Source organism: Streptomyces sp. SL06 (genome assembly GCF_058244745.1).
Genome location: NZ_JBSYOT010000002.1, coordinates 5,232,118 through 5,256,692, shown reverse-complemented (window position 1 = coordinate 5,256,692; position 24,575 = coordinate 5,232,118). Strand labels below are relative to the sequence as shown.

26 protein-coding genes and 1 pseudogene are annotated in these 24,575 nt (G+C 72.3%); 20 read left to right on the top strand and 7 right to left on the bottom strand.

Translation table 11 applies throughout. The features are described 5' to 3' along the window. Positions 1-10: 10 nt before the first annotated feature. Both AC4IHM_RS24080 and AC4IHM_RS24075 read right to left on the bottom strand, forming a co-directional pair. Positions 11-763, bottom strand: a complete 753-nt coding sequence (locus AC4IHM_RS24080; RefSeq protein ID WP_490869087.1) for a DUF4158 domain-containing protein — start codon at positions 761-763, stop codon at positions 11-13. Positions 764-903: 140 nt separating this feature from the next. Beyond that, complete coding sequence (locus AC4IHM_RS24075) at positions 904-1,200, bottom strand: hypothetical protein (protein ID WP_490869086.1); 297 nt, start codon at positions 1,198-1,200, stop codon at positions 904-906. 96 nt (positions 1,201-1,296) lie between these two features. Between AC4IHM_RS24075 and AC4IHM_RS24070 the strand changes: the two genes are divergently transcribed. The 3 genes from AC4IHM_RS24070 to AC4IHM_RS24060 are packed head-to-tail and all read left to right on the top strand — an operon-like array spanning position 1,297 to position 1,870. After that, positions 1,297-1,440, top strand: coding sequence for a hypothetical protein (locus tag AC4IHM_RS24070; RefSeq protein WP_490869085.1), 144 nt, complete (start codon positions 1,297-1,299; stop codon positions 1,438-1,440). Continuing rightward, positions 1,437-1,673 (top strand): hypothetical protein, encoded by a 237-nt coding sequence (locus tag AC4IHM_RS24065; protein WP_490869084.1) that lies wholly within the window; start codon positions 1,437-1,439, stop codon positions 1,671-1,673. The genes AC4IHM_RS24070 and AC4IHM_RS24065 overlap by 4 nt, the downstream gene beginning before the upstream one ends. Beyond that, positions 1,670-1,870 carry a hypothetical protein gene (locus AC4IHM_RS24060; RefSeq protein WP_490869083.1) on the top strand — a complete coding sequence of 67 codons (201 nt, stop codon included), beginning with the start codon at positions 1,670-1,672 and terminating at the stop codon, positions 1,868-1,870. The genes AC4IHM_RS24065 and AC4IHM_RS24060 overlap by 4 nt, the downstream gene beginning before the upstream one ends. A 147-nt stretch (positions 1,871-2,017) precedes the next feature. On the opposite strand, the gene AC4IHM_RS24055 is transcribed toward AC4IHM_RS24060, so the two are convergent. Continuing rightward, positions 2,018-2,767, bottom strand: coding sequence for a peptidoglycan recognition protein family protein (locus AC4IHM_RS24055; RefSeq protein WP_490869082.1), 750 nt, complete (start codon positions 2,765-2,767; stop codon positions 2,018-2,020). A gap of 1,038 nt (positions 2,768-3,805) precedes the next feature. On the opposite strand from AC4IHM_RS24055, the gene AC4IHM_RS24050 reads away from it, so the two are divergent. Further along, complete coding sequence (locus AC4IHM_RS24050; RefSeq protein WP_490869081.1) at positions 3,806-4,990, top strand: MarP family serine protease; 1,185 nt, start codon at positions 3,806-3,808, stop codon at positions 4,988-4,990. Here the strand turns inward: AC4IHM_RS24050 and AC4IHM_RS24045 are convergent. Beyond that, entirely contained in the window at positions 4,980-5,504 is a 525-nt protein-coding gene (locus tag AC4IHM_RS24045) for a GNAT family N-acetyltransferase (protein ID WP_490869080.1), read from the bottom strand. The genes AC4IHM_RS24050 and AC4IHM_RS24045 overlap by 11 nt on opposite strands. 78 nt (positions 5,505-5,582) lie before the next feature. Here AC4IHM_RS24045 and AC4IHM_RS24040 point away from each other — a divergent pair, with 78 nt between their 5' ends. Both AC4IHM_RS24040 and AC4IHM_RS24035 read left to right on the top strand, forming a co-directional pair. Beyond that, a complete protein-coding gene (locus tag AC4IHM_RS24040) occupies positions 5,583-6,479 on the top strand; it encodes a TIGR01777 family oxidoreductase (RefSeq protein WP_490870916.1) in 897 nt (298 codons plus the stop codon). A 241-nt stretch (positions 6,480-6,720) separates the two neighbouring features. Beyond that, positions 6,721-8,125 (top strand): annotated as a pseudogene (locus AC4IHM_RS24035) (NAD(P)/FAD-dependent oxidoreductase). A gap of 10 nt (positions 8,126-8,135) precedes the next feature. Here the strand turns inward: AC4IHM_RS24035 and AC4IHM_RS24030 are convergent. Further along, positions 8,136-9,599, bottom strand: coding sequence for an NsdA family TPR-like regulatory protein (locus AC4IHM_RS24030; RefSeq protein ID WP_490869079.1), 1,464 nt, complete (start codon positions 9,597-9,599; stop codon positions 8,136-8,138). Positions 9,600-9,835: 236 nt separating this feature from the next. On the opposite strand from AC4IHM_RS24030, the gene lipB reads away from it, so the two are divergent. From lipB to AC4IHM_RS24010, 4 genes are all read left to right on the top strand, one after another. After that, the gene (lipB, locus tag AC4IHM_RS24025) at positions 9,836-10,663 is read left to right on the top strand and encodes a lipoyl(octanoyl) transferase LipB (protein ID WP_490869078.1); all 828 of its coding nucleotides are present in this window, start codon (positions 9,836-9,838) and stop codon (positions 10,661-10,663) included. 125 nt (positions 10,664-10,788) lie between these two features. Then, positions 10,789-11,754, top strand: coding sequence for a lipoyl synthase (gene lipA / locus AC4IHM_RS24020; RefSeq protein ID WP_490869077.1), 966 nt, complete (start codon positions 10,789-10,791; stop codon positions 11,752-11,754). 232 nt (positions 11,755-11,986) lie between these two features. Beyond that, the gene (locus tag AC4IHM_RS24015) at positions 11,987-12,187 is read left to right on the top strand and encodes an SCO2195 family GlnR-regulated protein (RefSeq protein ID WP_490869076.1); all 201 of its coding nucleotides are present in this window, start codon (positions 11,987-11,989) and stop codon (positions 12,185-12,187) included. A 105-nt stretch (positions 12,188-12,292) separates the two neighbouring features. Beyond that, positions 12,293-12,997 (top strand): DUF4191 domain-containing protein, encoded by a 705-nt coding sequence (locus AC4IHM_RS24010; RefSeq protein WP_490869075.1) that lies wholly within the window; start codon positions 12,293-12,295, stop codon positions 12,995-12,997. Between the two features lie 106 nt (positions 12,998-13,103). Here AC4IHM_RS24010 and AC4IHM_RS24005 read toward each other — a convergent pair whose 3' ends face one another. Then, a complete protein-coding gene (locus AC4IHM_RS24005) occupies positions 13,104-13,571 on the bottom strand; it encodes an RDD family protein (protein ID WP_490869074.1) in 468 nt (155 codons plus the stop codon). 241 nt (positions 13,572-13,812) lie between these two features. Between AC4IHM_RS24005 and glnA the strand changes: the two genes are divergently transcribed. From glnA to pspAB, 4 genes are all read left to right on the top strand, one after another. Continuing rightward, positions 13,813-15,222 (top strand): type I glutamate--ammonia ligase, encoded by a 1,410-nt coding sequence (gene glnA / locus AC4IHM_RS24000; RefSeq protein WP_490869073.1) that lies wholly within the window; start codon positions 13,813-13,815, stop codon positions 15,220-15,222. 167 nt (positions 15,223-15,389) lie between these two features. Then, positions 15,390-15,653, top strand: a complete 264-nt coding sequence (locus tag AC4IHM_RS23995) for an SCO2583/SCO2584 N-terminal domain-containing protein (protein ID WP_490869072.1) — start codon at positions 15,390-15,392, stop codon at positions 15,651-15,653. An 82-nt stretch (positions 15,654-15,735) separates the two neighbouring features. Beyond that, positions 15,736-16,650, top strand: coding sequence for a zinc metalloprotease HtpX (htpX, locus tag AC4IHM_RS23990; RefSeq protein ID WP_490869071.1), 915 nt, complete (start codon positions 15,736-15,738; stop codon positions 16,648-16,650). A gap of 4 nt (positions 16,651-16,654) precedes the next feature. After that, positions 16,655-17,233, top strand: a complete 579-nt coding sequence (pspAB, locus tag AC4IHM_RS23985; protein ID WP_490869070.1) for a PspA-associated protein PspAB — start codon at positions 16,655-16,657, stop codon at positions 17,231-17,233. A gap of 56 nt (positions 17,234-17,289) precedes the next feature. Here the strand turns inward: pspAB and AC4IHM_RS23980 are convergent, their stop codons facing one another. Continuing rightward, entirely contained in the window at positions 17,290-17,598 is a 309-nt protein-coding gene (locus AC4IHM_RS23980) for a hypothetical protein (protein WP_490869069.1), read from the bottom strand. A 225-nt stretch (positions 17,599-17,823) separates the two neighbouring features. Between AC4IHM_RS23980 and AC4IHM_RS23975 the strand changes: the two genes are divergently transcribed. From AC4IHM_RS23975 to AC4IHM_RS23950, 6 genes are all read left to right on the top strand, one after another. Beyond that, positions 17,824-18,531, top strand: coding sequence for a hypothetical protein (locus AC4IHM_RS23975; protein WP_490869068.1), 708 nt, complete (start codon positions 17,824-17,826; stop codon positions 18,529-18,531). A gap of 221 nt (positions 18,532-18,752) precedes the next feature. Continuing rightward, entirely contained in the window at positions 18,753-19,784 is a 1,032-nt protein-coding gene (glnII, locus tag AC4IHM_RS23970) for a glutamine synthetase (protein WP_490869067.1), read from the top strand. A 416-nt stretch (positions 19,785-20,200) separates the two neighbouring features. Continuing rightward, on the top strand, positions 20,201-20,827 hold the full coding sequence (locus tag AC4IHM_RS23965; RefSeq protein WP_490869066.1) for a winged helix-turn-helix domain-containing protein: 627 nt from the start codon (positions 20,201-20,203) through the stop codon (positions 20,825-20,827). Between the two features lie 139 nt (positions 20,828-20,966). Further along, positions 20,967-22,232 (top strand): sensor histidine kinase, encoded by a 1,266-nt coding sequence (locus tag AC4IHM_RS23960; protein ID WP_490869065.1) that lies wholly within the window; start codon positions 20,967-20,969, stop codon positions 22,230-22,232. Next, on the top strand, positions 22,217-22,870 hold the full coding sequence (locus tag AC4IHM_RS23955) for a response regulator transcription factor (protein ID WP_490869064.1): 654 nt from the start codon (positions 22,217-22,219) through the stop codon (positions 22,868-22,870). Before AC4IHM_RS23960 ends, AC4IHM_RS23955 begins: the two co-directional genes overlap by 16 nt. Before the next feature lie 144 nt (positions 22,871-23,014). Beyond that, complete coding sequence (locus AC4IHM_RS23950) at positions 23,015-24,505, top strand: DUF1996 domain-containing protein (protein WP_490869063.1); 1,491 nt, start codon at positions 23,015-23,017, stop codon at positions 24,503-24,505. Positions 24,506-24,575: the final 70 nt, after the last annotated feature.

The window sequence follows — 24,575 nt, the reverse complement described above, 5'->3', positions numbered from 1 at the left end:
TCCGCGAGCTTCACCGGCGGCACCCGCCACAGGTCAACCCGCCGACCCCCAGCCCCCGCACATCCCGCGCCCGCTCCAACGCGCCCTTCTGCCCCCGTCCGCTGACCTCGCGCGGCACCGTACTCCACCGCTCCAGCACCGACACAGCGTCCCCCTCCGGCACCACCAGCAATCCCAGCAGGTCACGCCGCAACTCCGGGGTGACCGGGGCGTCGACCACCGAGTAGATCAGGACCTGCTCGGCCGTGCGGACCTCGGTCACCAGGTAGGCCAGCGGAGTGATTCCCGGCAGCAGGCACCGGTTGCGCCGCAGCCACGTCACCGCCCGGTCGAACAGCGCCCGCGGCCCCTCGTTGGACACCCACACCCGGCCCGCGATGTACTGCCGCAAGTCCAACTCGCCGTCTTCGAAATCCCGGACCCCAAGCAGAGCCCGGATCTCCTTGGCGTGCTCGTACTGGGTCGTCTGCCGCTCCGGATACCCCTCCAGCAACGACGGGTCCTCGATCCCCAACTGATCCGCGACGAACGCAGCTACCCCCTTCGGCACCCTGGACGGCTGGGACACGAACGTGCCGAGCATCCGCACCGTGCCCCACTGCACCGCCCACCCGAGCCGGTTGTGCGGACGCCGTTTCGTCCCCGCCGCTTCCAGCGCCGCCTCGTCCAGCCGGAAAAACGCCTCCAGCTCCTGCGGCGAGGGCTCCTGCGCGAATCGCCCGTAGCGAGCGATCTGATTACTTGAAAGGTACTCAGCAGTCACAATTCAACACGCTAAGTCCCGGCCGCCCCATCCCTCCCACGAGTGACCGAACCGAGATGCGAACAGGCCCTCTTACTGCTGGTCAGACCATGCAGCGACCCTTAGCGCGCAATCCTGGGCGGATATCGGCGTCACCCCTTTTACTCCTCCTTCGCGGCCAGCTCCGCCGCGAACTTCCGGAATGGGGTGGCGTGGTGCTGGGCCACGTCCCGCAGCCGGTTGTACTGGTCGTCTTCGAAGATGCACAGGACGACGATGTGTGAGTCGAAGATCCAGAAGTCCTCGTTCGGGAGGTTGACGCGCTCGGCGTGCGCGAGCAGATACCGCTGCCCGTCCCGTTGAAGCGCAGTCGTCGGGTCATGGCCAGATCCTTCCGCCGAGGGCTGATCACCCCAGCATTGCCCGCCGGAGGTCGTTGCACCACGGGTTGCGACCATCGGCATGCGAAAAAACGAGCTAAGCAAGGCAGCACGCGAGAAAAATCGAGAAAAGCACGTACCGGACTCCAAGTGGCCAGTTCTAGCGTCCCGTTCATGGTGACCAAGGAACAGCAGAAAATCGACCCGCTCACGGTCGATGCGGCGTCCCCCGAGTTGAAGCTCGTGGAGTTGGGACGAGTGCGCGCCGACGTGGCCGTACGGCTGGCCGACGCGTTGCGGAGAGGCGGTCGGGAGTGAGCGGAAGAGTTGAGACGACGCTGTGCGTGGGCAAGCTCCCGTACCCCGCCGGAACGCTGGTGGTGGACACGGTCTCGGAGCGCACGGGTTGCCTGATGTGGGTCCTGGAGGAGCGCACCAAGGAGAAGAACAGGCTGGTCGAGAGTCGGGCGTTCATGCGCCCGCCGGGCGGCGGCATCGAGTGGGACGTACCGCTGGAGCGCATCACCCGGGCCGAGGAGACAGCGCGGTGACGCCGACCAGGGTGGCCGCGCTCGTCGGCCCGGGAGACCGGGTCGGCTACGAGGGGCAGTGGCGCACCGTGAGGGCGGTGAAGACCGACATCGGCGCGATGGGCGGCCTGTTCGTGGTCGTCGCCTGGGAGGAGGGCGGCACCGACCGCTTCCGCGCCGGGGACGAGCTGCTGCTGGAGCAGCGCGGGGCGGCGTAGGCCCGTCCCGGGCCAGGGCCTTCGGGAAGATGGGCAACGTGCGCGACACCATGGCGGCCGTCGGCGCCGCGGTTGCACCGCCTGCACCACGATCTCGCAGCGGCCTGGGCCGAGCCGGGACCGGCGTGTCCGGCCCGTTTCCGTGCGTCAGTCGGTTCGGCCCTGGAGTCGGGCCGCCGTCTGTCGGATGTCCGCGAGGCGGGCGGTGAGGGCCTCACCCGGGCAACTGGTCTGGTAGCCGTCGTTGTGGCCCGCGACGGCGGGCAGGGCCACGGTGGCGCCGGCCGCGTACCGGCTGAGGCCGTTGCTGGAGACCAGGCCGACCTTCGCGCGCGGGTCGGTGTCGGTCGGGCCGAGTTTCCAGGCGGCCAGCGCGGCGATCGCGTCGGTCAGCGCGTCGGGCACGGGTACTCCCTCGGTGAAGGTGCCGAGGGCGGCGATGCCGGTGGTGCGGTGGTTGAAGCCCTGGGTGTGGGCGCCGGTGACGGGGCGGTCGATGCCGCCGGCCCGGCCCTCGTAGATGGTGCCGCAGCGGTCGACGACGAAGTTGTAGCCGATGTCGTCCCAGTCCCGGGCGCCGGTCTGGCCGGAGTACACGCCGCGCAGGATGTCCGGCACGTCGGCGCAGTCGTAGCCGTTCGGGGTGTCGGTGTGGTGGACGAAGACCGCGCGGACCTCGTCGTCGTAGCGCGGGGACGGCTGGGCGCGGGCGGCGTCGCCCAGCCAGGCCGACCGGGGCACGATGGCCGGCCGCGGCGCGGCGTGCCGGTCGGCGGCGGCGACCGGGTCCGCGTGCGAGGCCGCTGCCCGCTCGACACCGTTCGCGCACAGAACGAGCGCGGCGACGGCGGCCAGCCCGGGAAACACCCCGAGCAAACCCCGCACCGCCCCCACCATCCGCCCGCCACCGGATCCGGCCGTGCGGGCACCACCGGGTTCCCCGGTGGCACCGGCCGTGCGGGCGCCACCAGGGGCCTGGGCGCCACCGGCCTCCCGGGCGGCACCGGGTGCGCGGGCCTCACCAGGGTCCCGGACGCCACCAGGGTCCCGGGCGCCACCGGATGCGCGGGCGCCACCAGCTACCGGGGAGTCGCCGGACGTGCGGGCGCCACCAGATGCCTGAGCACCACCGGCCTCCCCGGCAGCACCAAGCGCGCGGGCCTCACCAGACTCCCGGACGCCACCAGATGCCCGACCACCACCGGACGTACGAGCGTCGTCCGCCTCCGGGGCCGCGCGCCGCGGGTCACCAGCTTCCCGGGCACCACCGGACGTACGGGCATCACCAGGCCCCTGGGAGCCACCGGCCGTACGGGCATCATCGGGCCCCCGGGCGTCACGGGGCTCCTGCGCGTTCCCGGATGCACTGGCGTCCCCAGGTACCTGGGCAGCACCGGGCTCCCGGGCGGTGCCGGGTGGGCGGGCGGCACCACGGTCCCGGACGCCGCCGGGCTCCGGGGCAGCATCGGCTTCCCGCGCGTCACCGGGCTGCCGAGCAGCACCAGGGTCCCGCGCGTCACCAGCTTCCCGGGCGCCCCCGGATGTGCGCGCGTCCCCGGGCTTTCGAGCAGCACCGGAATCCCCGGCGTCACCAGGCTCCCCGGCGTCACCAGGCTCCCCGGCGTCACCGGGATCCCCGGCGTCATCAGGGTCCCGGGCGGTGGCCGGGGAGGTGGGGGTGTCCGGGGTGGAGATCGCGTGCCGTTTGCGGGCTCCGCGCGGTCTTCGGAAGACACGCATGGTTCCACTGTCCGGTGGATCCGGTCCGTCCGCGAGGTGTGCTGTGCCAGCCGGTGGAACCATCCCCCCGGTCCACGACGTTTCCGGTATGACCGCACACACTCGCTCGCTCGCACGGGTGGCCGCTTTTCGGACAGCCGCGCGCCCCGGACCGATCACCAGGTCGGTCCGGCACGTACTGGGAAGGCGGCTCGCGTGGACCTGCTCGACATCCTGCTGGTGCTGGTGGCCCTGGCCTACGCGGCGTCCGGCTACCGGCGCGGGCTGGTGGCCGGCTGTGTCTCGCTGGCCGGTTTCGTGGGCGGCGCGGCGCTCGGCGTGTGGGTCCTGCCGTGGGTGATGGATCTGGTGACGCCGGGCTCGACGACGGCGACGGTGACCGCGGTGGTCACGGTGCTGCTGCCCGCGGTCGTGGGCCACGAGCTGGCGGGCCGGCCCGCGCTGCGGCTGCGCCGGGAGCTGGACTCCGGACCGCTCAGGGTGGCCGACGGGGCCGGCGGTGCGGCGGCCAACGCGGCGGCGGCGCTGATCGTGGCGTGGGTCGCCGCGAGCGTCCTGGCGGCGTCCTCGTCCACGCTGCTCACCACGGCGATCCGGGACTCGACGGTGCTGGGCGCGGTGCAGCGGGCGATGCCGGACACCACCCCGGCGTGGTTCTCGCGGGCCACCTCCGCGCTGACCGAGGCCGGCTTCCCGCAGGTCTTCAACCCGTTCGAGAACGAGTCGACGGCGAAGGTCGCGGAGCCCGCCGGGGACAGCGTCACGGCGGCGGCCACCAGGGCGGCCAAGCTCAGCACGGTGAAGGTGGAGGGCGTCGCCGGCGCCCAGGGCCGCGAGGGCAGCGGCTTCGTGTACGCGCGGGAGCACGTGATGACCAACGCCCACGTGGTGGCCGGCATCGACGAGCCAAGCGTGCGGGTCGGCGGGGTGGGACCGGCGTACCGGGCGCGGGTGGTGCTGTTCGACCCGGGCAAGGACGTGGCCGTGCTGTACGTCCCGGACCTCCGCGCACCGGTCCTGGAGTTCGACGAGGACGCCGGGCGCGGCGACGCGGCGGTGGTCGCGGGCTATCCGCAGGACGGCGACCTGGACCTGCGGGCGGCGACGGTTGCGGACCGGGTCCGGGCGACCGGGCAGAACATCTACGGCGACGCCAATGTCACCCGGGAGATCTACTCGATCCGCTCCACGGTCCGCCCCGGCAACTCGGGCGGACCGCTGCTGACCACCGACGGCCGGGTGTACGGCGTGGTGTTCGCCCGTTCCACCTCCGACGCCGAGACCGGCTACGTGCTGACGGCGGCCGAGGTGGCCCCCGACGCGCGGCGCGCCGCGAACGCGACGCAGGCGGTGGACACGGGCAGGCCGGTCACGGCGTGAGGACCGGCCCGGCGGGGGCCCCCGGCGCGGTCAGCGGCAGTCCCATCAGCACGTCGTCGGCATACTCGTCGCCGAGCAGGAACTCCTCCGGCTGCACGCCCTCGACGACGAAGCCCTCGGCCTCGTAGAGCTTGCGCGCCGCGGTGTTGTGGCCGAGGACCCGCAGGGTGATGCGCCGGGCGCCCAGGCGGCGGGCCTCGGCGACGGCGGCGCGGACCAGGGCGCGGCCCGCTCCGTGCCCGCGGGCCGCTTCGGCGACGGCGAGGCCGCGGATCTGGCGCACATGGGCGTTGGAGGCCAGTTCCGTGGGGAAGCCGAGGCGGACGTAGCCGACGACGGCGCCGTCGAGTTCGGCGACGAAGTGGTCGGCGGGGCCCGAGTGTTCGCGGAAGAAGGGCTCGTCCGGTCCCGGCGGGGGCGAGACGGCGTGCAGATGGGACCAGGCGTCCCGGTCGATCCGGCGCAGCGGTACCTCGTCCTCGGACCTGGCGCGGCGTATGTGCGGAACTGACATGGCGATCACTGTACGGCGCGGGCGCGCCGGCGGGTCCGGGGTTTTCCCGGGGCCACCCGGCAGGATGGGCGCATGGACTTGGAACGTTCCCGCATCGCGGTGGCCGGCGCGTCGGGTGTCATCGGCAGCGCACTGGTGCGGTCCCTGACCGCGGACGGACACGAGGTGGTGCGCCTGGTGCGGCACGCGCCCGGGGGCGCGGACGAGGTCCGCTGGGATCCGGAGAACGGGCGGGTGGACGCGGCCGGGCTCACCGGGTGCGACGCCGTGGTCAACCTGGCCGGCGCCGGGGTGGGCGACCGCCGCTGGAGCGACGCGTACAAGGCGCGCGTGCGCGACAGCCGGGTGCGCGGCACGACGGCGCTCGCACGGGCCGCCGCCTCGCTGGAACGGCCGCCGCGGGTGTTCGTGAACGGCAGCGCGATCGGCTTCTACGGGGAGACCGGCGACCGGGCCGTGGACGAGAGCGCGCCCGCGGGAGAGGGCTTCCTGCCGTCCCTGTGCGTGGAGTGGGAGGCCGCCGCGGCCCCCGCGCGGGAGGCGGGCGTACGGACGGTGTTCGTGCGCACCGGGCTGGTCGTGGCGCGCCGGGGCGGGGCCTGGGGCCGGCTCTTCCCGCTCTTCCGGGCGGGGCTCGGCGGACGGCTGGGCGACGGGTCGCAGTACTGGTCCTTCGTGGCGCTGCACGACGAGGTGGCGGCGATCCGGCACCTCCTGGACCGCGCGGACCTGTCCGGCCCGTTCAACCTGACCGCCCCGCGCCCGGCGACCAACCGCGAGGTCACCACGGCCATGGGCCGGGTGCTGCACCGCCCCACGCCGTTCGCGGTGCCGGCGCCGGTCCTGCGCGCCGTGCTGGGCGAGATGGCCGGTGACGTCCTGGGCAGCGCCCGCGTCCTCCCGGCCCGTCTGCTGGAGTCGGGTTTCCGCTTCGCGTTCCCGGAGATCGACGGGGCGATCCGGGCGGCGCTGTGAGACGGGGGCGGACGGCGGGAGCCCGCTGATCGGTTCACGCTCTTTCCGGCGCTTCCCGGCCGCCCTCCTGCCGCCTGGCGACCGCCCTGCTCCCGTATGCGACCGCCGTGCGACCGTGCCCTGTCTCCGCGCGACTCCCAGCGACCGCCGCGGACCCTAGCCTCGTCTCGAACTCGGGTATCCCTCAAGCGGGTTGGGGGCAGGACGTCCCCAGCGGCCGCGCAACCTCGAGGAGGGGCACGTGCTTGAGCCCGCGTACCACGCGGATGTCGTCGTCGTGGGGGCCGGGATCGCCGGACTCGCGGCGGCGCACCGGCTGACCGGCGCAGGAGTGACGACCACGGTCCTGGAGGCCGCCCACGCGGTGGGCGGCAGGATGGCGACGGAGAAGGCCGGCGGCTTCCGGCTCGACAGGATCGGACAGCTGCTGTCCACGGCGTATCCCGAACTGCGCCGCACCCCCGGGCTCGACGGCCTCGCGCTGCTGCCGTTCGCACCCGGGGTACTGCTGCACAGCGAGGGCCGTCACCACCGGGCGGGCACCCCGGCGGGCATGCGGGGCGCGAGGGGCGCACTCCATGCGGTACGCGCCCTCGCGAACGCCCCCCGCTCGATGCCCGTGCCCCGGCGCTCGACGAGCGCCCCCGGCGTCTTTGGGCGGCCCGGCGCCGTGCCGCGCCCTCGCGCGGGGGCCCCGCTCGGCACCGCCGTGGACCAGGCCAGGCTCGGCGCGGCGCTGACCCGGCTCGCCGGCGCCTCGGCCGAACGGCTGGCTGGCCCGGCCCGAGTTGCCGGCCGCCCAGGCGCTCGCGGCCCGCGGGCTGCCGGCCCGCACGATCGACGGCTTCCTGCGTCCGCTGCTCGCCGCCCTGCTGTGCGACCCGGACCTCACGACCTCCAGCCGGTGCGCGGACCTCGCGCTGCGGGCGTTCGCGGCGGGGCGGCTGGCGCTGCCGGAGGGCGGTGCGGGGGCCCTGCCCGAGCGACTGGCGCGTGCGCTGCCGCCGGGCACGGTGCACACCGGGGTCCGGGTCACCTCGGTCGCCACCAACTCGGTGACCACCGCGGAGCACGGTGTCATCCGCTGCCGCGCGGTCCTGGTGGCGACCGGCGCCCGCGCGGCGGCCGAGCTGCTGCCGGGGCTCAGGGTGCCGGAGTTCCACCCGGTGACGGTGGTGCACCACACGACCGACGAACCGCCGACGACCGGCGCGGCCCTGCTGCTCGACGCGGACCGCGGCGGCCCGGTCGCCCACACGGCGGTGGTCAGCCACGTGGACCCCTCCCGCGCCCCGGCCGGCCGCGCCCTCGTTTCCTCGACGGTCCTCGGCCCTCCCCCGCCCGATGTCGACACCGCCGTACGCATCCATCTGACCCGCCTCTACGGCACCCCGACCACCCGCTGGGAGACCCTGGCCGTGCACCACACCCCCGAAGCGGTCCCGGCCATGCGCCCCCCGCACGACCTGCGCCGCCCGGTACGCCTCCTGGCCGGCCTGTACGTGTGCGGCGACCACCGCGACACCAGCACCGCCCAGGGCGCCCTGCACTCGGGCCACCGGGCCTCGGCGGCGATCCTGCGGGACCTGGGGGCGGGACGCCCGATGCACGAGGCGGAGCCGGTGGCGACAGCTCGGGCGGCCTAGCACCCGGCCGCTACCCCAGCGCCGCCACCTTGTCCCGGTACCCCCGTACGGGAGCCGCGTCCTTGTACGGCTCCAGGCGGCGTTCGAATTCGCGGACATACTCCGCCGCGCGCACCGAGCGCATCTCCGCCGCCTGGGCGGCCGCCTCGGCGGCCAGTTGGCAGGCCTGGTCGAGTTCGCCGAGGCCGAGGCGGGCGGTGGCGAGGACCACCCGGCAGAAGAGGCGGCTGCGGGCGTAGACGGGGGCGCGCAGTTGCAGCGAGCGTTCCGCGTGCTGGGCGGCGGCGCGGAACTGCTGGAGGTCGCGGTGGCAGTGGCCGAACTCGTCGGCGAGCTGCGCCTCGTCGAAGAAGCGCGCCCAGTGCGGCACCTCGTCGCCCGGCCGGGCGGTCTCCAGCGCGCGTTCGGACCGTACCAGCGCCGCGGTGCACGCCCGCACCTCGCCGAGGACGCCGTGCGCCCGCGCCTCGGCCGCGTGCAGCAGCGCCTGCACGACCGGCGGCGCCGAGGTGCCCACGCCCTGCTGGGCCACCCGCGCGAGCTGTACGGCCTCGCGTCCGTGGCCCAGGTAGACGGCCTGGCGGCTCATGGTGACCAGCACGTACGAGCCGTACGTCCGGTCCCCCGCCGCCTGCGACAGGCGCAACGCCTGGACGAAGTAGCGCTGGGCGAGGCCGTGCGCGGCGATGTCGTACGAGGTCCAGCCCGCGAGCCGGGTGAGGTCGGCGGCGGCGCCGAACAGCCGGCGGCCGGCCTGCTCGCCGTAGGTGCCGCGCAGCATCGGCTCCAGCTCGTGCTCCAGGTAGCGCACGAGGGCCTGGCGCGCGTGCCCGCCGCCGTAGCGGTCGTCCAGGCCGCGGAAGAGTTCGCCGACCGAGCGCAGGGCGGCGAGGTCGCCGCCGGTCACCTTCTGGCCGAGGGCGCGCTCGGCCGGGGCCCGGCGCCGCGAGGGGTCGAGCGGGACGGGGCCCCGCGGGCCGGCCGGGCGTCCCTGTGCGGGGATGCGGACGGGCACCTCGGCGCGGGCCACCCGCTCGTCGGCGCGGCCGATCAGCCAGTCCCGGCTGGGGACGACGAGCCCCGCCGGGGTGAAGGCGATCTTCCGCAGTTCGGCGTGGCTGCCGGAGTCCTTGCGCCACAGCCCGCCGACGATGTCGACGGCCTCGTCCGGGCTGGCGGCGAACTCCAGCCCCGCGTAGACGGGCGCGCAGGCGTCCAGGCCGAGGTCCTGCGCGGTGAGCCGGCGGCCCAGGCGCCGGGTGAAGACCTCGGCGATCAGGGCCGGGGTGGTGCCGCGGGGCTGCTGGCCGCGCAGCCACCGGGTGACGGAGGTCTTGTCGTATCTCAGGTCCAGGCCGTGTTCGAGTCCGAGCTGGTCGACGCGACGAGCGAGACCCGCGTTGGAGAACCCCGCTTCGGCGATGAGCGCGGCGAGCTGGCGGTTGGGGGTGCGCTGCGCGGGTCGTTCCGTCATGGTGCGGTGCGGTCTCCTGCCTTCCGGGCCGTTCGAATGTGCCCGGAGCCCTGTGAGCAGTCCTTATGGCCTCGTGAACGGCGCGAATGTAGCGGAGAGTAAACGGCGGGTCGCACACTTCGACCGGCATTCATCCGATCGTGTGAGGATTGCCCGCCCGGCTGACGGCGAGGGGGCGGTCGTACAGTGGCGGGGGCACGGTTCGTGCCCGACGACCTTCCAGGGAGGCACTTGCCGTGAGTGAGCTGCGGTTCGTCCGGATGGGGTTCGGTGCCGAACGCGTCGAGTACCAGGAGGCGTGGGACGAGCAGCGCCGGGTGCACGCCGCGCGGTTCGCCGACGAGGTCCCCGACACCGTGCTGCTCCTCGAACACCCGCCGGTCTACACCGCCGGCCGGCGCACCGAGGACAGCGAGCGGCCGCTGGACGGCACGCCGGTCGTCGACGTGGACCGCGGCGGCAAGATCACCTGGCACGGACCGGGGCAGCTCGTGGGCTACCCGATCCAGAAGCTCCCGCGCCCCGTGGACGTGGTGGCGCACGTACGGCGGCTGGAGGAGGCCCTGATCCGCACCTGCGCGGAGTTCGGCCTCGCCACCAGCCGGGTGGAGGGCCGCAGCGGCGTCTGGGTCCTCGGTGAGCCCAGGCAGCGGGCGGCGCGCACCCCGGACCTCGGCGGCCTCTCCCTGGACTTCGACCCCCGGTCGGCCGACCCCGAGTTCGACCCCCGGCTGAACGGCCCCGAGTACGCGCCCTCCAACGCGGGCCAGCGCCGCGAGGACCGCAAGATCGCCGCGATCGGCATCCGCGTCGCCAAGGGCGTCACCATGCACGGCTTCGCGCTGAACGTGAACCCCGACAACAAGTGGTTCGACAGGATCATCCCGTGCGGCATCCGCGACGCGGGCGTCGCCTCCCTGGCGAACGAACTCGGCCGCGACGTGAGCATCGAGGAGGTGCTCCCGGTGGCGGAACGCCATCTGCGCGAGGTCCTGGAGAACGCGGAGCCGAAGCCGAGGCCGATCGAGAAATCGCCGGCCCCCCTCAGCCCGTCCGGCGTCTGAGGACGAGGCCGTTCACCGAGGCCGTTCTCCTGGGGCCCCTCAGCAAGGCCAGCGCCGACGCCGACCGACAAATCAACGGGCGTACCCTGAACAACGCCGAAGAATCAAACGCTAGGGAGCCGGTCGTGTCCGCAGTCGCACCCGACGGACGCAAGATGCTGCGCCTGGAGGTCCGCAACAGCCAGACCCCCATCGAGCGCAAGCCCGAGTGGATCAAGACCCGGGCGAAAATGGGCCCCGAATACACCAAGATGCAGAACCTCGTGAAGAGCGAGGGCCTGCACACGGTCTGCCAGGAAGCCGGCTGCCCCAACATCTACGAATGCTGGGAGGACCGCGAGGCGACCTTCCTCATCGGCGGCGACCAGTGCACCCGGCGCTGCGACTTCTGCCAGATCGACACCGGCAGGCCCGAGGCGCTCGACCGCGACGAGCCGCGCCGCGTCGGCGAGTCCGTGGTCACCATGGACCTGAACTACGCCACCATCACCGGCGTCGCCCGCGACGACCTGCCGGACGGCGGTGCCTGGCTGTACGCCGAGACGGTGCGCCAGATCCACCAGCAGACCGCGGAGCGCGAGGCCGGCCGCACCAAGGTCGAGCTGCTCGCCCCGGACTTCAACGCGGTGCCCGAACTCCTCCAGGAGGTCTTCGCCTCCCGCCCCGAGGTCTTCGCGCACAATGTCGAGACCGTCCCCCGGATCTTCAAGCGCATCCGCCCCGGCTTCCGCTACGACCGTTCCCTCAAGGTCATCACCGAGGCCCGCGACTACGGCCTGGTCACCAAGTCCAACCTGATCCTCGGCATGGGCGAGACCCGCGAGGAGATCAGCGAGGCGCTGCGGCAGCTGCACGAGGCCGGCTGCGAGCTGATCACCATCACGCAGTACCTGCGCCCCTCCGTGCGCCACCACCCCGTGGAGCGCTGGGTCAAGCCGCAGGAGTTCGTGGAGCTGAAGGAGGAGGCCGAGCGGATCGGCTTCTCCGGTGTGATGTCGGGCCCGCTGGTGCGGTCCTCCTACCGCGCCGGACGGCTCTACGGGATGGCGATGGAACAGCGCCGCACCCCGGCCGCTCCCACCACCGTGTGAATTCACGCACAAGAACCTACTGGCCAGTAGTGGCCGGTGCGCCGCGGCCCCGACCGTCCTCGCAGATGAGGACACCGGTCGGGGTCGCGACGCCGTTCCGGGCGCCGGCATCGCGGCTTCATGTCCGTTTGACCGGCGGGTCACGCCCTGGTAACACCGAACAGTGACCCTGGAATCACGCCACGTACACCCGTCTCCGTACCCGGAGCCGTACCGAGGGGGGACCTCCACGATGCAGGCAGCGCCCGTCCGCGCCACCGCCATTCCCTCGTTCACCACCGCGCTGCGGGCCGTCGAGTCACTGCTGATGAGCAGCGGCCAGCGCACCGCCCGGCGCAACGCCTGGAACTCCGTGCTGGAGGACCGCCGCCGCGCCAGGGACCGGATCGAGACGGAGCGCGTGCTGCGGCAGTCCGTCGCCGGCCGCCCCTGACCCACCCCGTTCTCCCCCGCGCCCGCCCACCCTGTTCTCCCCCGCGCCCGCCCGCGCCGGACACTGCCGTCGTCGGCGCTTTCGGGGGCACGTAGACTTCGTGCCATGGCGAGGAAGGAACCTGCAGCGGACGCTGCGAATCCCGGGCGACTGAAGCAGATCGCTCTGACCTACAAGATGACCCGCAAGGCCGACAAGAAGATCGGTCTTGTACTCGCGGGTGTCGGCATCGTCGTCTTCGGTGTCCTCCTCGCGATCGGTTTCTTGGTCGGTCACCCCATCTATCTCGGCATCCTGGGCCTGCTGCTCGCCTTCCTCGCGACGGCGATCGTCTTCGGGCGCCGGGCCGAGCGGGCGGCCTTCGGGCAGATGGAGGGCCAGCCGGGCGCGGCGGCGGCCGTGCTGGACAACATCGGCCGCGGCTGGTCGACGACCCCGGCGGTGGCGATGAACCGCAGCCAGGACGTGGTGCACCGCGCGGTCGGCAAGGCCGGCATCGTGCTGGTCGCGGAGGGCAACCCGAACCGGGTGAAGTCCCTGCTCGCGGCCGAGAAGCGGAAGATGAACCGCATCGTCGCCGACGTGCCCGTCCACGATCTGATCGTGGGCACCGGCGAGGGCCGGGTCGAGCTGAAGAAGCTGCGCACGACCATGCTCAAGCTCCCCCGCGTCCTGAGCGGCCCGCAGGTCACCGTGACCAACGACCGGCTGCGCGCCCTGGGCGACCTGATGAGCAACATGCCGCTGCCCAAGGGCCCGATGCCGAAGGGCATGCGGATGCCCAGGGGCGGCAACCCCAGACAGCGCTGACCGGACTCCGGCAGCGGTACGGCGAAGGGCGCCCGGATCACTCCGGGCGCCGTTCGCCGTATGCCGTACTTTCTTCGCCGTGCGCCGCGCCGTGCGCGCCGCCGCGTCAGACCCGTACTTCGACGGTGCGCGCCACCCGGTCGTGCAGGCCCCGGCCGTCGCGGTCCCAGATCAGCGCCGGGAGGGCGAGGCACAGCAGGACCGAGCGCAACAGGGCGCGGGACGGGCTGGGGCGGCCGGTGGCCAGGTCCACCACCCGCAGGCCGAGCAGGCGCTTGCCCGGGGTGAAGCCGACCGTGCCGACGGTCAGTACGCTCAGCACGAGGAAGATCAGCAGGGCCCAGTTGCCGGTCGCCTGGCCGTAGCCGTCCGTGAGCAGGCCGTATGCGATCAAGAGGCACAGGGCCCAGTCGACGGCCAGGGCGGCGATCCGCCGGCCCGGACGGGCGATCGAACCCGGTCCCCGGGCGGGCAGACCGAGCTGCTCGCCCCGGTGTCCGAGATCGGCGCCGGCCTCCTCGATGGCCGCGCGCGGCCCGGAGAGCCACGATCCGATTGCTTGCCTGTTGTCCACCCGACCACGGTACTGCGCCCGTACCTGACCGGCGGACGGAGGGTGGCCGCGGCGGCGTACGGCCGGGTGTGGCGGGCCCGGATGAGGCCTAGGCTGGAATGAAGCCGGTTAACTTCTGTGAAACAAACGGGTCACGCCCGAGAAATCACCCGTCCCTAGGGTCGACGAAGCGTGTGCCACCCGCACTGGCCGCACGAACGATAACCACCCCGGCACGACGGTCGGGAGTAGGAGGAGCTTGATGTTCCAGAACGCCGACGAGGCCAAGAAGTTCATCGCGGACGAGGACGTCAAGTTCGTCGACGTCCGGTTCTGCGACCTGCCGGGCGTCATGCAGCACTTCACGTTGCCCGCCGAGGCGTTCGACCCCGACGACGAGCAGGCCTTCGACGGATCCTCGATCCGCGGCTTCCAGGCCATCCACGAGTCGGACATGGCCCTGCGCCCCGACCTGTCCACCGCGCGCCTCGACCCGTTCCGCCGGGACAAGACCGTCAACATCAACTTCTTCATCCACGACCCGATCACGGGCGAGCAGTACTCCCGCGACCCGCGGAACGTGGCGAAGAAGGCCGAGGCCTACCTGGCGTCCACCGGGGTCGCCGACACCGCGTACTTCGGTCCGGAGGCGGAGTTCTACGTCTTCGACTCCGTCCGCTTCGCCACCAGCGCGAACGAGTCCTTCTACCACATCGACTCCGAGGCCGGCGCCTGGAACACCGGCGCCCTGGAGGACAACCGCGGCTACAAGGTCCGCTACAAGGGCGGCTACTTCCCGGTCCCGCCGGTCGACCACTTCGCCGACCTGCGCGCCGAGATCTCCCTCGAACTGGAGCGGTCCGGCCTGAAGGTCGAGCGCCAGCACCACGAGGTGGGCACCGCGGGCCAGGCGGAGATCAACTACAAGTTCAACACGCTGCTCGCCGCCGCCGACGACCTCCAGCTCTTCAAGTACATCGTGAAGAACGTGGCGTGGAAGAACGGCAAGACGGCCACCTTCATGCCGAAGCCGATCTTCGGTGACAACGGCTCGGGCATGCACGTCCACCAGTCGCTGTGGGCGGGCGGCGAGCCGCTCTTCTACGACGAGCAGGGCTACGCGGGCCTGTCGGACACCGCCCGCTACTACATCGGCGGCGTGCTGCGGCACGCCCCGTCGCTGCTGGCCTTCACCAACCCGACGGTGAACTCCTACCACCGCCTGGTGCCGGGCTTCGAGGCGCCGATCAACCTGGTGTACTCGCAGCGCAACCGCTCCGCCGCGATGCGTATCCCGATCACCGGCTCGAACCCGAAGGCCAAGCGCGTCGAGTTCCGCGCCCCGGACTCCTCCGGCAACCCGTACCTGGCGTTCTCCGCGCTGCTGCTCGCGGGTCTGGACGGCATCAAGAACAAGATCGAGCCGGCCGAGCCGATCGACAAGGACCTCTACGAGCTGGCTCCCGAGGAGCACGCGAACGTGGCGCAGGTCCCGACCTCGCTCGGCGCCGTCCTCGACCGCCTGGAGTCCGACCACGAGTTCCTCCTCCAGGGCGACGTCTTCACGCCGGACCTGATCGAGACGTGGATCGACTTCAAGCGCGCCAACGAGATCGCGCCGCTCCAGCTGCGTCCGCACCCGCACGAGTTCGAGATGTACTTCGACGTGTGATCGACGCCCGAGCCGTCCGGCGCCCCCGTCCCCGCTGTCAGGGGGCGGGGGCGCCGTCGTGTGGCCGAGGACACTTCACAGGACGAATCCGGGCCGGGATCATAGGGAAAGGGAAGGGGACAAACACGGTTGTTCGAGTGTCCGAGACAGGAGGGAGAGTGCCGAAGATGCCGGAGCGTGACGACGAGGAGCGCGAGTTCGACATCCGGTGGGCGGACGGGGCCGAGCACAAGGAACCCTCCGCCCGCGCCCGCATGCTCGCCGCACGCTGGAAGGAGAACCCACCCGGGCCGGTTCCCTTCCGGCCCGACCCCGAGCACGTGCGCTCCGGGCGCCGCAGGTCGTCGTGGGTGTCCACGGCCGTGGTGCTCGGCGGCATGGCCGCGGTGATCCTCCTGCTCGGTTACCTCAACTTCCGCGCACCCGCCTAGACCGCCCGGACCCGCCCGGACACACAGGCTCCGGGTGCACACTGGACAGCGGGGCGAGTGCCCCGACTGAGAGGTGATGCAGATGCAGAGCCGCTTCCGGAGCGACCGGCGGTTGACCGTACGCATGGGGATCACGCTGTTCCTGCTGGGCCTGCTGTACGTGGGATTCATCGCCGCGCTGATCGCCCTGATGAAGTCCTGGGTGCTGGTCGTGGTGATCGTGGCGCTGGTGCTCGGTGCGCAGTACTGGTTCTCCGACCGGATCGCGCTGTTCGCGATGCGCGGCCGGGTCGTGGAGCGCGACGAGTACCCGGAGCTGCACGGGGTCGTCGACCGGCTGGCCGCGATGGCCGACATGCCGAAGCCGGTGGTCGCGGTGTCGGACCTGGAGATGCCGAACGCGTTCGCGACCGGCCGCAATCCGGACAACGCCGTGGTCTGCGTCACCACCGGGCTGCTGCGGCGGCTGGAGCCCGCCGAGCTGGAGGGTGTGCTCGCGCACGAGATGTCGCACGTGGCGCACAAGGATGTCGCGGTGATCACCATCGCGTCGTTCCTGGGCGTGATCGCGGGGCTGATCGTGCGGTTCGCCTTCTACTCGCAGCTCTTCGGCGGGCGGCGGGACCAGAACACGGTGGCGGTCCTCGCGGTCGTGATGGGCGTCTCCGCGGCCGTGTACGCGATCAGTTTCCTGCTGATCCGGGCGCTGTCCCGGTACCGCGAGCTGGCGGCCGACCGGGCCGCCGCGCTGCTCACCGGGCGCCCCTCGGCGCTGGCGGCGGCGCTCACCAAGGTGACCGGGGACATCGCGCGGATCCCGACCAAGGACCTGCGCACGGCCCAGGCCTTCAACGCCTTCTACTTCACCCCCGCCCTCGGCGCCGAACCCGGTCTCAGCCGGTTCTTCGCCACCCACCCCAGCCTGGAACAGCGGCTCGACCAGCTGGCCCGGATCTCCGCCGAACTGGGTGAGGCCCCGACCCCGGGGAAGGCCTGAGCCCATGGGTCTGCTGGACATCCTGCTGGGCCGCTCCAAGCCCGTGGCGCCCGATCTCGACCGGCTCTTCGCGCTGCCCTCGGCGGCGGTGGGCCTGGAGGCGGCGGCCTCCTTCACGCCGACCGGACAGGGCGCGGTGTGCTTCGCGACCGTCGAGGGCGCCGCCTTCGAGCAGACGCACCGCGAGGTCCGCGACCTGCTGGACGCGGACGCCGACCGGACCCCGGTGGAGCTGAGCCGCGACTCCTACGGCTACTCCTGGCTGGTCTCCCGCCGCGCCCCGGACGAACTGCCGCTCCTGGTGAACGACCTGCACGCGGTGAACAGCGCCCTGGAGGCGGGCGGCTTCGGCCCACAGCTGCTCTGCTCCCTGGCCGGCTTCCAGGACGACGAGGGGCGGCGGCTCGCGCTGGTCTATCTCTACAAGCGCGGCACCTTCTACCCGTTCGCACCCCTGCCCGGCGACCGGCAGCAGCGGGACAACGCGCTGGAACTGCGGGTGCGGGCGGTACTCGCCGACGAGCTGCCGGTCGAGAGCGACCTGGGCCGCTGGTTCCCGGTGTGGGGCGCGCCGGGGCTGTGATCCGCGCGGGCGACGCCGGGTGCCCGAGGCGGAGCACGGGCACCCGGCGTCACCGCTCAGCGCGAGTACCGCATCAGCGCCCGCACCATGTGGCACGTCGTGTCCGACGGCGGGTGGACGCCTATCGTCTCGGCGGCGCCGCGGATCCTCTCGTTGCGCGCCTGGTTCGGCATGTATACGCCGGAGTCGAGCAGGGCGATGGCCAGCCGCATCGCCTTGAGCCGGCGGTTGTGCGCGACATACCACTCGCGGGGGCGGCCCGCGGGCAGCGCAGTCTTCGCCACGGGTTCGTACGGCAGGTCGAGCAGGACGGGCCGCTCGGCGGTGGACTGGGTGGGCTTCGGCTTCAGTGCGGCAGCGGGCACGGGCATCCTCCTGTCGCGGTCAGGGCGCCGTCCGGACCACCCGGCGACACCCTCGAACACTGCTTCTATTTTACCGCCCACCACTGACAAAAGCCCCTGGCCACAGAGGTTCCGGGGGTGCCGGGGCGCAGGTTACTTCCGTGAATCGGCGTGACCGCTGAGCAACTTCGTTCGGCCTCCCGTACTGAGCGGCGTACGTACCCCCCACCCCTTCAGGAGACGCGCATGTCGCGCAGGAGAACGCTCGGCACGAAGAAGAAGATCGCGCTGCTGGCCGCCGCCGCGACGGTGGCCGGCGGCGGGGCCTTCGTGATGGCCAACGCCTCGAACGCCGCGCAGAGCACCCAGAACGCGCAGACCAAGTCCGCGCAGGACTCGACCGTCTGCCAGGGGCTGGCCACCGCGCTCGGCAACAACCAGCGGTTCATCGAGGAGCAGCGGGCCAGTCCCGACGCTCAGTCGGAGGCCAGGATCGCCAACCGCGAGGCGGTCATCGCGCAGATCGGGGTCCAGCAGGAGGCGTCCGGGTGCACGGTCGGGGAGTCGGCTCAGGACTCTCCAGCCGCGCAGCCGCCGCAGGACGGCGCGCAGGCCGGTCGGGAAGCGGGCCAGGGTGCGGGGCAGGACGCCGGCCAGCAGGCCGGTGACCAGGCGGGTGACCAGGCCGGGGGTGGCGCGCAGGCCGGTGAGCAGGTGTGCAACGGCTCCACCGTCACCCTCTCCGGCGAGGCCGGAGCGCCCGCCGCCTCCAGCAACCAGTTCCCGGCGGGCACCAGGCTCAAGGTGACCAACCTCGACAACAACCAGTCCACGACGGTCGAGGTCACCTCGGTCTCGGGCAGCTGTGTCCTGCTCAACAACGAGGCGTTCGAACAGGTCCGGGAGCCCGGCAAGTTCCTGATCCGGCGGGCGGTCATCGAGAAGGTCGGGTGAGGCTCAGTCACCCGACCCGTCGAGGAGGTCGCCGAGGTGACCCCCGTCCCCGCCAAGGGGGGACGGGGGTCACCCGCGTCCCGGTAACACGTGGTTCACAGATGGGCAATGGACGGGAAATCGCCTGTTGGCACCCTGCACGGCAGTAGACGCGGCACTCCCCTGCCGCAACGCCGCAGCACCCGCAAGTGCGCCCAGACCCACCCGAAGGATGTGGCCCCGTGACCTTCAAGGCTGAGTACATCTGGATCGACGGAACCGAGCCGACGGCCAAGCTCCGTTCCAAGACGAAGATCATCACGGCTGCCCCCGCCGGTCTGGACGCCCTGCCGATCTGGGGCTTCGACGGCTCCTCCACCAACCAGGCCGAGGGCAGCTCCTCGGACTGCGTGCTCAGGCCGGTCTTCTCCTGTCCCGACCCGCTGCGCGGCGGCGACGACGTCCTGGTGCTGTGCGAGGTCCTGGACACGGACATGGCCCCGCACCCCTCCAACACGCGCGCCGCGCTGGCCGACCTGGTGGAGCGGTTCGCCGCGCAGGAGCCGCTCTTCGGCATCGAGCAGGAGTACACCTTCTTCAAGGGCACCCGCCCGCTCGGCTTCCCCGAGGGCGGCTTCCCGGCCGCGCAGGGCGGCTACTACTGCGGGGTCGGCTCGGACGAGATCTTCGGCCGCGAGATCGTCGAGGCGCACCTGGAGAACTGCCTGACGGCGGGCCTGGGCATCTCCGGCATCAACGCCGAGGTCATGCCCGGCCAGTGGGAGTTCCAGGTCGGCCCGCTGTCGCCGCTGGAGGTCTCCGACCAGCTGTGGGTGGCCCGCTGGCTGCTCTACCGCACCGCCGAGGACTTCGGGGTCTCCGCCACCCTCGACCCCAAGCCGGTCAAGGGCGACTGGAACGGCGCGGGCGCGCACACCAACTTCTCCACCAAGGCCATGCGCGAGGGCTACGACGCGATCACCACCGCGGCCGAGTCGCTCGGCGAGGGCTCCAAGCCGCTCGACCACGTCAAGAACTACGGCGCCGGCATCGACGACCGCCTCACCGGCCTGCACGAGACCGCCCCGTGGAACGAGTACTCCTACGGCGTCTCCGACCGCGGCGCCTCGGTGCGCATCCCGTGGCAGGTCGAGAAGGACGGCAAGGGCTACATCGAGGACCGCCGCCCGAACGCCAACGTCGACCCGTACGTGGTCACCCGCCTGATCGTCGACACCTGCTGCACGGCGCTGGAGAAGGCCGGCCAGGTCTGATTCCGGCCCGAGGCCCGCGCGAAGGGGCGCCCACCACGACGGTGGGCGCCCCTTCGCGCTGCCGCCGCGGGGCACGCGCCGCGGCGCCGCCGAGGGCTACTTCACGCCAGTCGGCGTCCACGCAGTGAGAGGAGTCTCCTGTCCCGGGCGACTGTCTGCTTCAATGGGCCCATGGCCAGCTTCCGGAAGTACGCAGCGACGGGTCGCCGTGACCTTGAGCCCTTCTGGCCTTCCCGTCAGCACGACGACTTCGACCGGGTGTGTTGCCGCGCGACGACCGCGCCGGCCCGCTAGAAAGCCGTCCACCCCGGGCCTTCTGCCGGCGCGCACGACGTACGTCCCGCGACGCGCCCGACCACGAACTCGCGCTCGTCGCCCCTTCCGACGAACCTCTCGCGCGAAAGAGCTAACGTCTCATGGCGACCACCCGTTCCCTGTCCACCGTCCCCCTCGACTCCCCCGCCCCCGCCGCCCTCCCCGTACCCGGCGGCCCCCGGCACCGGCTGCGCGCCGTCGACCGGGACGAGGTGGTGGATGTCACGGACCTGCTGCCGCCGGGCGCCACCTGGCTGCCCGCGCCCGCCCACGCCCTGCCCGCGCTGCCCGGCCGGCCTCCGATGGTCGGCTATCTGGTGCTGGTCCCGGCCGACCAGCAGCCGCTGTTCCCGCCGGTGGGCGTGCCCGACCCGGCGCGCGAGGATGCCGACGACACCCGGCACGCCGGGGACGCGGCCGGCGCCCAGGGCGAGAACCCGCTCGTCCGGATCGACACCGCGCGGCGCACCGCCGCCGTCGACGGCCGCGAACTCGACCTGACCTACCTGGAGTTCGAGCTGCTCGCCCACCTCGTCACCCACCCCCACCGGGTGCACACCCGCGACCAGCTGGTCACCACGGTGTGGGGCTACGGCCATGTGGGCGACGGCCGCACCGTCGACGTGCACGTCGCCCGGCTGCGCCGCAAGCTCGGCGCGGAGCACCGGCAGACGATCCAGACCGTGCGGCGCGTCGGCTACAAGTACACGCCGCCCACGGGACGCTGAACCTCCGCCGCCGGCGGAGCAGCGTCCGACGCTCGCAGGGGCGGGGCCCCGGGGCCGGGGCGAGGGTGTATCCGACACCACCCCCGGCCGGGGGCTCGGCCCCGTGACCGGTGCCGCCGGTCTCGGCGAGACTGGCGGCATGACCATCGGGGCGAAGAACGAGGACCGGACCGCGCGGACGCGAGGCGTGGCGCTGTCGGCCCTACGGGGAATCGCGCTGGCCCTGATCTCCCTGCCCGGCTCGGTCCTGTGGTTCTGCCTGACCCTGGTCTCGGTCGCCCTCGTCCCGGTCGGGGTCGGCATCGTCACCACGCCGTGGGTGCTGACGGGCGTGCGGGCGTTCGCGGACTGGCGGCGGCTGCTGGCCGCCGAGTGGTGCGGGGTGCGCGTCCGGCGGACCTACCGGCCGCTGCCGCCGGGCGCCGGTCCGTGGGCGCGCGCCTTCGGCATGCTCGGCGACCCGGCCACCTGGCGGGACTTCCTGTGGCTGCCGGTCGACATGACGGCGGGCTTCGTCACCGGGCTGCTGGCCTTCGTCCTGCCGCTGTACCCGCTGGAGGGCTTCGCGATCGGGGCCGGACTGTGGCGGGTGCTGCCCGACGGGTACTGGTACGGCTTCGTCAGGGTCACCGGCCAGACCTCCGCCCTCTTCGCCGCCGGCCTGGGCGCCGTGCTCCTGCTCGCCGCATTCTGGCTCTCCCCGCTGCTGCTGCGCGCCCACTTCCGGCTCACCGCCGCGGTCCTCGGCTCCGACCGGGGCGTCCTCGCCGAGCGGGTGCGCGTCCTGACCGAGACCCGCCGGGACGCCGTCGACACCTCCGCCGCCGAGCTGCGCCGCATCGAGCGGGACCTGCACGACGGGGCACAGGCCCGGCTGGTCGCCATGGGCATGGACCTCGGCACCATCGAGGCGCTGCTGGAGAAGGACCCGCGCAAGGCCCGGGAACTGCTCGCGCAGACCCGCAGGTCCTCCGCCGAGGCCCTGACCGAGCTGCGCGAGCTGGTGCGCGGCATCCACCCGCCGGTGCTCGCCGAACGCGGTCTGGGCGACGCCGTACGGGCGCTGGCGCTGCGGCTGCCCGTGCCCGTCGAGGTCGACGTGGACCTGCCCGGCCGGGCCGAGGCGCCCGTGGAGTCGGCCGCCTACTTCGCGGTCGCCGAGATCCTCACCAACGCCGTGAAGCACTCCGGGGCCGACCGGATCCGCGTCGGCATGCACCACGACGACGGGAGACTGCGCGTGCGGGTCACCGACGACGGCAGGGGCGGTGCGGTGATCGGCGCGGGGTCGGGCCTGGCCGGGGTGGAACGCCGGCTCGGTACATTCGACGGTGTCCTGGCCGTCGGCTCGCCCGCGGGCGGCCCCACCGTGGTCACCGTGGAGATCCCTTGCGCGTTGTCCTAGCCGAAGACCTGTTCCTGCTGCGCGACGGGCTGGTCCGGCTCCTCGAAGCGCACGACTTCGAGATCGCCGCGGCCGTCGAGACCGGTCCCGAGCTGTCCCGGGCGCTGGCCGAACTGGAGCCCAACGTCGCCGTGGTCGACGTACGGCTGCCGCCCACCCTCACCGACGAGGGCCTGCAGTGCGCGCTGGCGGCCCGCCGCGACCGGCCCGGACTGCCGGTCCTGGTCCTGTCCCAGCACGTGGAGCAGTTGTACGCACGCGAGTTGCTGGCCGACGGCAGCGGCGGGGTGGGGTATCTGCTCAAGGACCGGGTGTTCGACGCGGAGCAGTTCGTGGACGCGGTACGGCGGGTGGCGGCCGGCGGTACGGCGATGGACCCCCAGGTGATCCAGCAACTGCTCAGCCGGCGGGCGGCGGAGGACCGTCCGCTGGAGCGGCTGACCCCCCGCGAACTGGAGGTACTGGAACTGATGGCGCAGGGCCGCACCAACGCGGCCATCGCGGGCAGACTCGTCGTCACGGAGCGGGCGATCGCCAAACACACGGCAAATATCTTCGCGAAGTTGAGCCTTGAGGTTTCGGACGACGACAACCGCCGTGTACTGGCGGTTCTGGCATATCTGGACCACGGCCACTGACCCGTCGAGGGGTCTCCCGCGTCCCACGGGACCCAAGAATCTCCGCGGCGGCTGAACACCCCAGGGACCGCCTCCGTATGGATGGGAGCCGCTTCACTCCTGTCGGGCGCCCTCGATGCCCCGCAAGGAAGTCAGAGGAGTTCCATGGGACGCAACACAAGAAAACGACGTTCGCCGCTGGCCACCAAGGTCGTAGCCGGGGCGGCGGCCCTGGCGGTCGGCGGGGGCGGCCTGGTGTGGGCCAACTTCTACGCCTCGGCGCACGAGTCGGACTCGTCGCACAACCGGACCAGGTCCGCGGCCGCACAGGTCGCCACGATCAAGTGCCCGGACGTCGGCCAGAAACTGCGGCACGTGCCCAGAGGGGCACGCGCCGGTGTCGACAAGGAGTTGGCGAACCTCGACAAGCAGATCACCGAGGCGTACGCGCGCCTCGCGTCGACCCGCCAGGCGCAGTCCGGTGACGCGGGCTACGTCCAGAACGCGATCCTCGGACCGCTCCAGTCCAAGCGCAGCGCCGTCCTCGACCGGATCGGGATCAACATCCGGCGGGTGGGCGGAGACGCGCCGAGCGGGCTCGACCGCTTCGCCAAGTGCAAGGGGATGGTGGCCGACCGGCCGAACGACGGAAACAACGGCGACAACGGCCAGGACGACCAGAACGGCGACGGTCAGGGCGACAACGGCCAGGGCGACAACGGCAATGGCGCCGCGGGTCCGTTCGCCGACGACTTCGTCGACATCAACGACGTGCAGCCGGGCTCCCGGGACCTGGAGAACGGGTTCGCCGCCAACGGGGACGGGGGCTCCACGGGCTCCTTCACCACCGTCTGCGGCGTGAACGAGAACAACCTCTTCAACAGCGACAACCTGGTCGTGGCCCCGGGTGTCGACAACGGCGCGCACCACACGCACGACTACGTCGGCAACCAGAACAACACCGCCTTCTCCAGCGACGACGATCTCGAGAGCGCCGAGACCTCGTGCCAGAACCAGGGTGACAAGTCCACCTACTACTGGCCGGTGCTCCGTCTCCAGGACGGCACCGAGGAGTTCGACGCGGGCGACCTGGGCGGTGGCGCCGAGGGCAACGTCGGCAAGATCCTCAAGGCCAGCCAGGCGGAGATCAGGTTCGCGGGCAACAAGCAGGGCGACGTCGTCGCGATGCCGAAGTTCCTGCGCGTCATCACCGGTGACGCCAAGGCCTTCACCAACGGCCTCGACAACGCCAACAGCTCGTTCAGCTGCACCGGCTTCGAGGACAGGCAGGTGACCGACAAGTACGTGATCTGCCCCGAGGGCAGTCAGGTCGTGCGCACCTCCAACTTCCAGAGCTGCTGGGACGGCCAGAACATCGACAGCGCCAACCACCGCGACCACGTGGCCTTCGTGCAGGAGGACGGCGGCTGCCCGAACGGCTTCCGGGCCATCCCCCAGCTGCAGGTCCGCCTGGTCTACGACGTGCCGGCCCCGGTCATCGAGAACGGCCAGGTCCAGAACCCGTACGCCGTGGACGGCTTCCCCGAGCAGCTGCACAAGCCGATCACCGACCACAACGACTTCATCAACGTCATGGACGAGAACCTGATGAACGAGGTGGTCGACTGCATCAACCGCGGTGAGGACTGCCAGTAGTTCCGCAGTCCCACCGGGGTCCTACCCGGAAACCCGGAAACCCGGGAAAGGGGGGGCCGGTGGCGGAGAT

Excerpts from the sequence above, each read along its gene's own strand:
- glnA (WP_490869073.1), top strand. The coding sequence starts at position 13,813 with ATGTTCCAGAACGCCGACGAGGCCAAGAAGTTCATCGCGGACGAGGAC.
- AC4IHM_RS23950 (WP_490869063.1), top strand. The coding sequence starts at position 23,015 with ATGGGACGCAACACAAGAAAACGACGTTCGCCGCTGGCCACCAAGGTC.
- AC4IHM_RS23995 (WP_490869072.1), top strand. The coding sequence starts at position 15,390 with ATGCCGGAGCGTGACGACGAGGAGCGCGAGTTCGACATCCGGTGGGCG.
- AC4IHM_RS24010 (WP_490869075.1), top strand. The coding sequence starts at position 12,293 with ATGGCGAGGAAGGAACCTGCAGCGGACGCTGCGAATCCCGGGCGACTG.
- pspAB (WP_490869070.1), top strand. The coding sequence starts at position 16,655 with ATGGGTCTGCTGGACATCCTGCTGGGCCGCTCCAAGCCCGTGGCGCCC.
- AC4IHM_RS23965 (WP_490869066.1), top strand. The coding sequence starts at position 20,201 with ATGGCGACCACCCGTTCCCTGTCCACCGTCCCCCTCGACTCCCCCGCC.
- AC4IHM_RS24015 (WP_490869076.1), top strand. The coding sequence starts at position 11,987 with ATGCAGGCAGCGCCCGTCCGCGCCACCGCCATTCCCTCGTTCACCACC.
- AC4IHM_RS23975 (WP_490869068.1), top strand. The coding sequence starts at position 17,824 with ATGTCGCGCAGGAGAACGCTCGGCACGAAGAAGAAGATCGCGCTGCTG.
- AC4IHM_RS24075 (WP_490869086.1), bottom strand. The coding sequence starts at position 1,200 with ATGGTCGCAACCCGTGGTGCAACGACCTCCGGCGGGCAATGCTGGGGT.
- AC4IHM_RS24030 (WP_490869079.1), bottom strand. The coding sequence starts at position 9,599 with ATGACGGAACGACCCGCGCAGCGCACCCCCAACCGCCAGCTCGCCGCG.
- AC4IHM_RS24045 (WP_490869080.1), bottom strand. The coding sequence starts at position 5,504 with ATGTCAGTTCCGCACATACGCCGCGCCAGGTCCGAGGACGAGGTACCG.
- AC4IHM_RS23960 (WP_490869065.1), top strand. The coding sequence starts at position 20,967 with ATGACCATCGGGGCGAAGAACGAGGACCGGACCGCGCGGACGCGAGGC.
- AC4IHM_RS24055 (WP_490869082.1), bottom strand. The coding sequence starts at position 2,767 with ATGGTGGGGGCGGTGCGGGGTTTGCTCGGGGTGTTTCCCGGGCTGGCC.
- AC4IHM_RS24070 (WP_490869085.1), top strand. The coding sequence starts at position 1,297 with ATGGTGACCAAGGAACAGCAGAAAATCGACCCGCTCACGGTCGATGCG.
- htpX (WP_490869071.1), top strand. The coding sequence starts at position 15,736 with ATGCAGAGCCGCTTCCGGAGCGACCGGCGGTTGACCGTACGCATGGGG.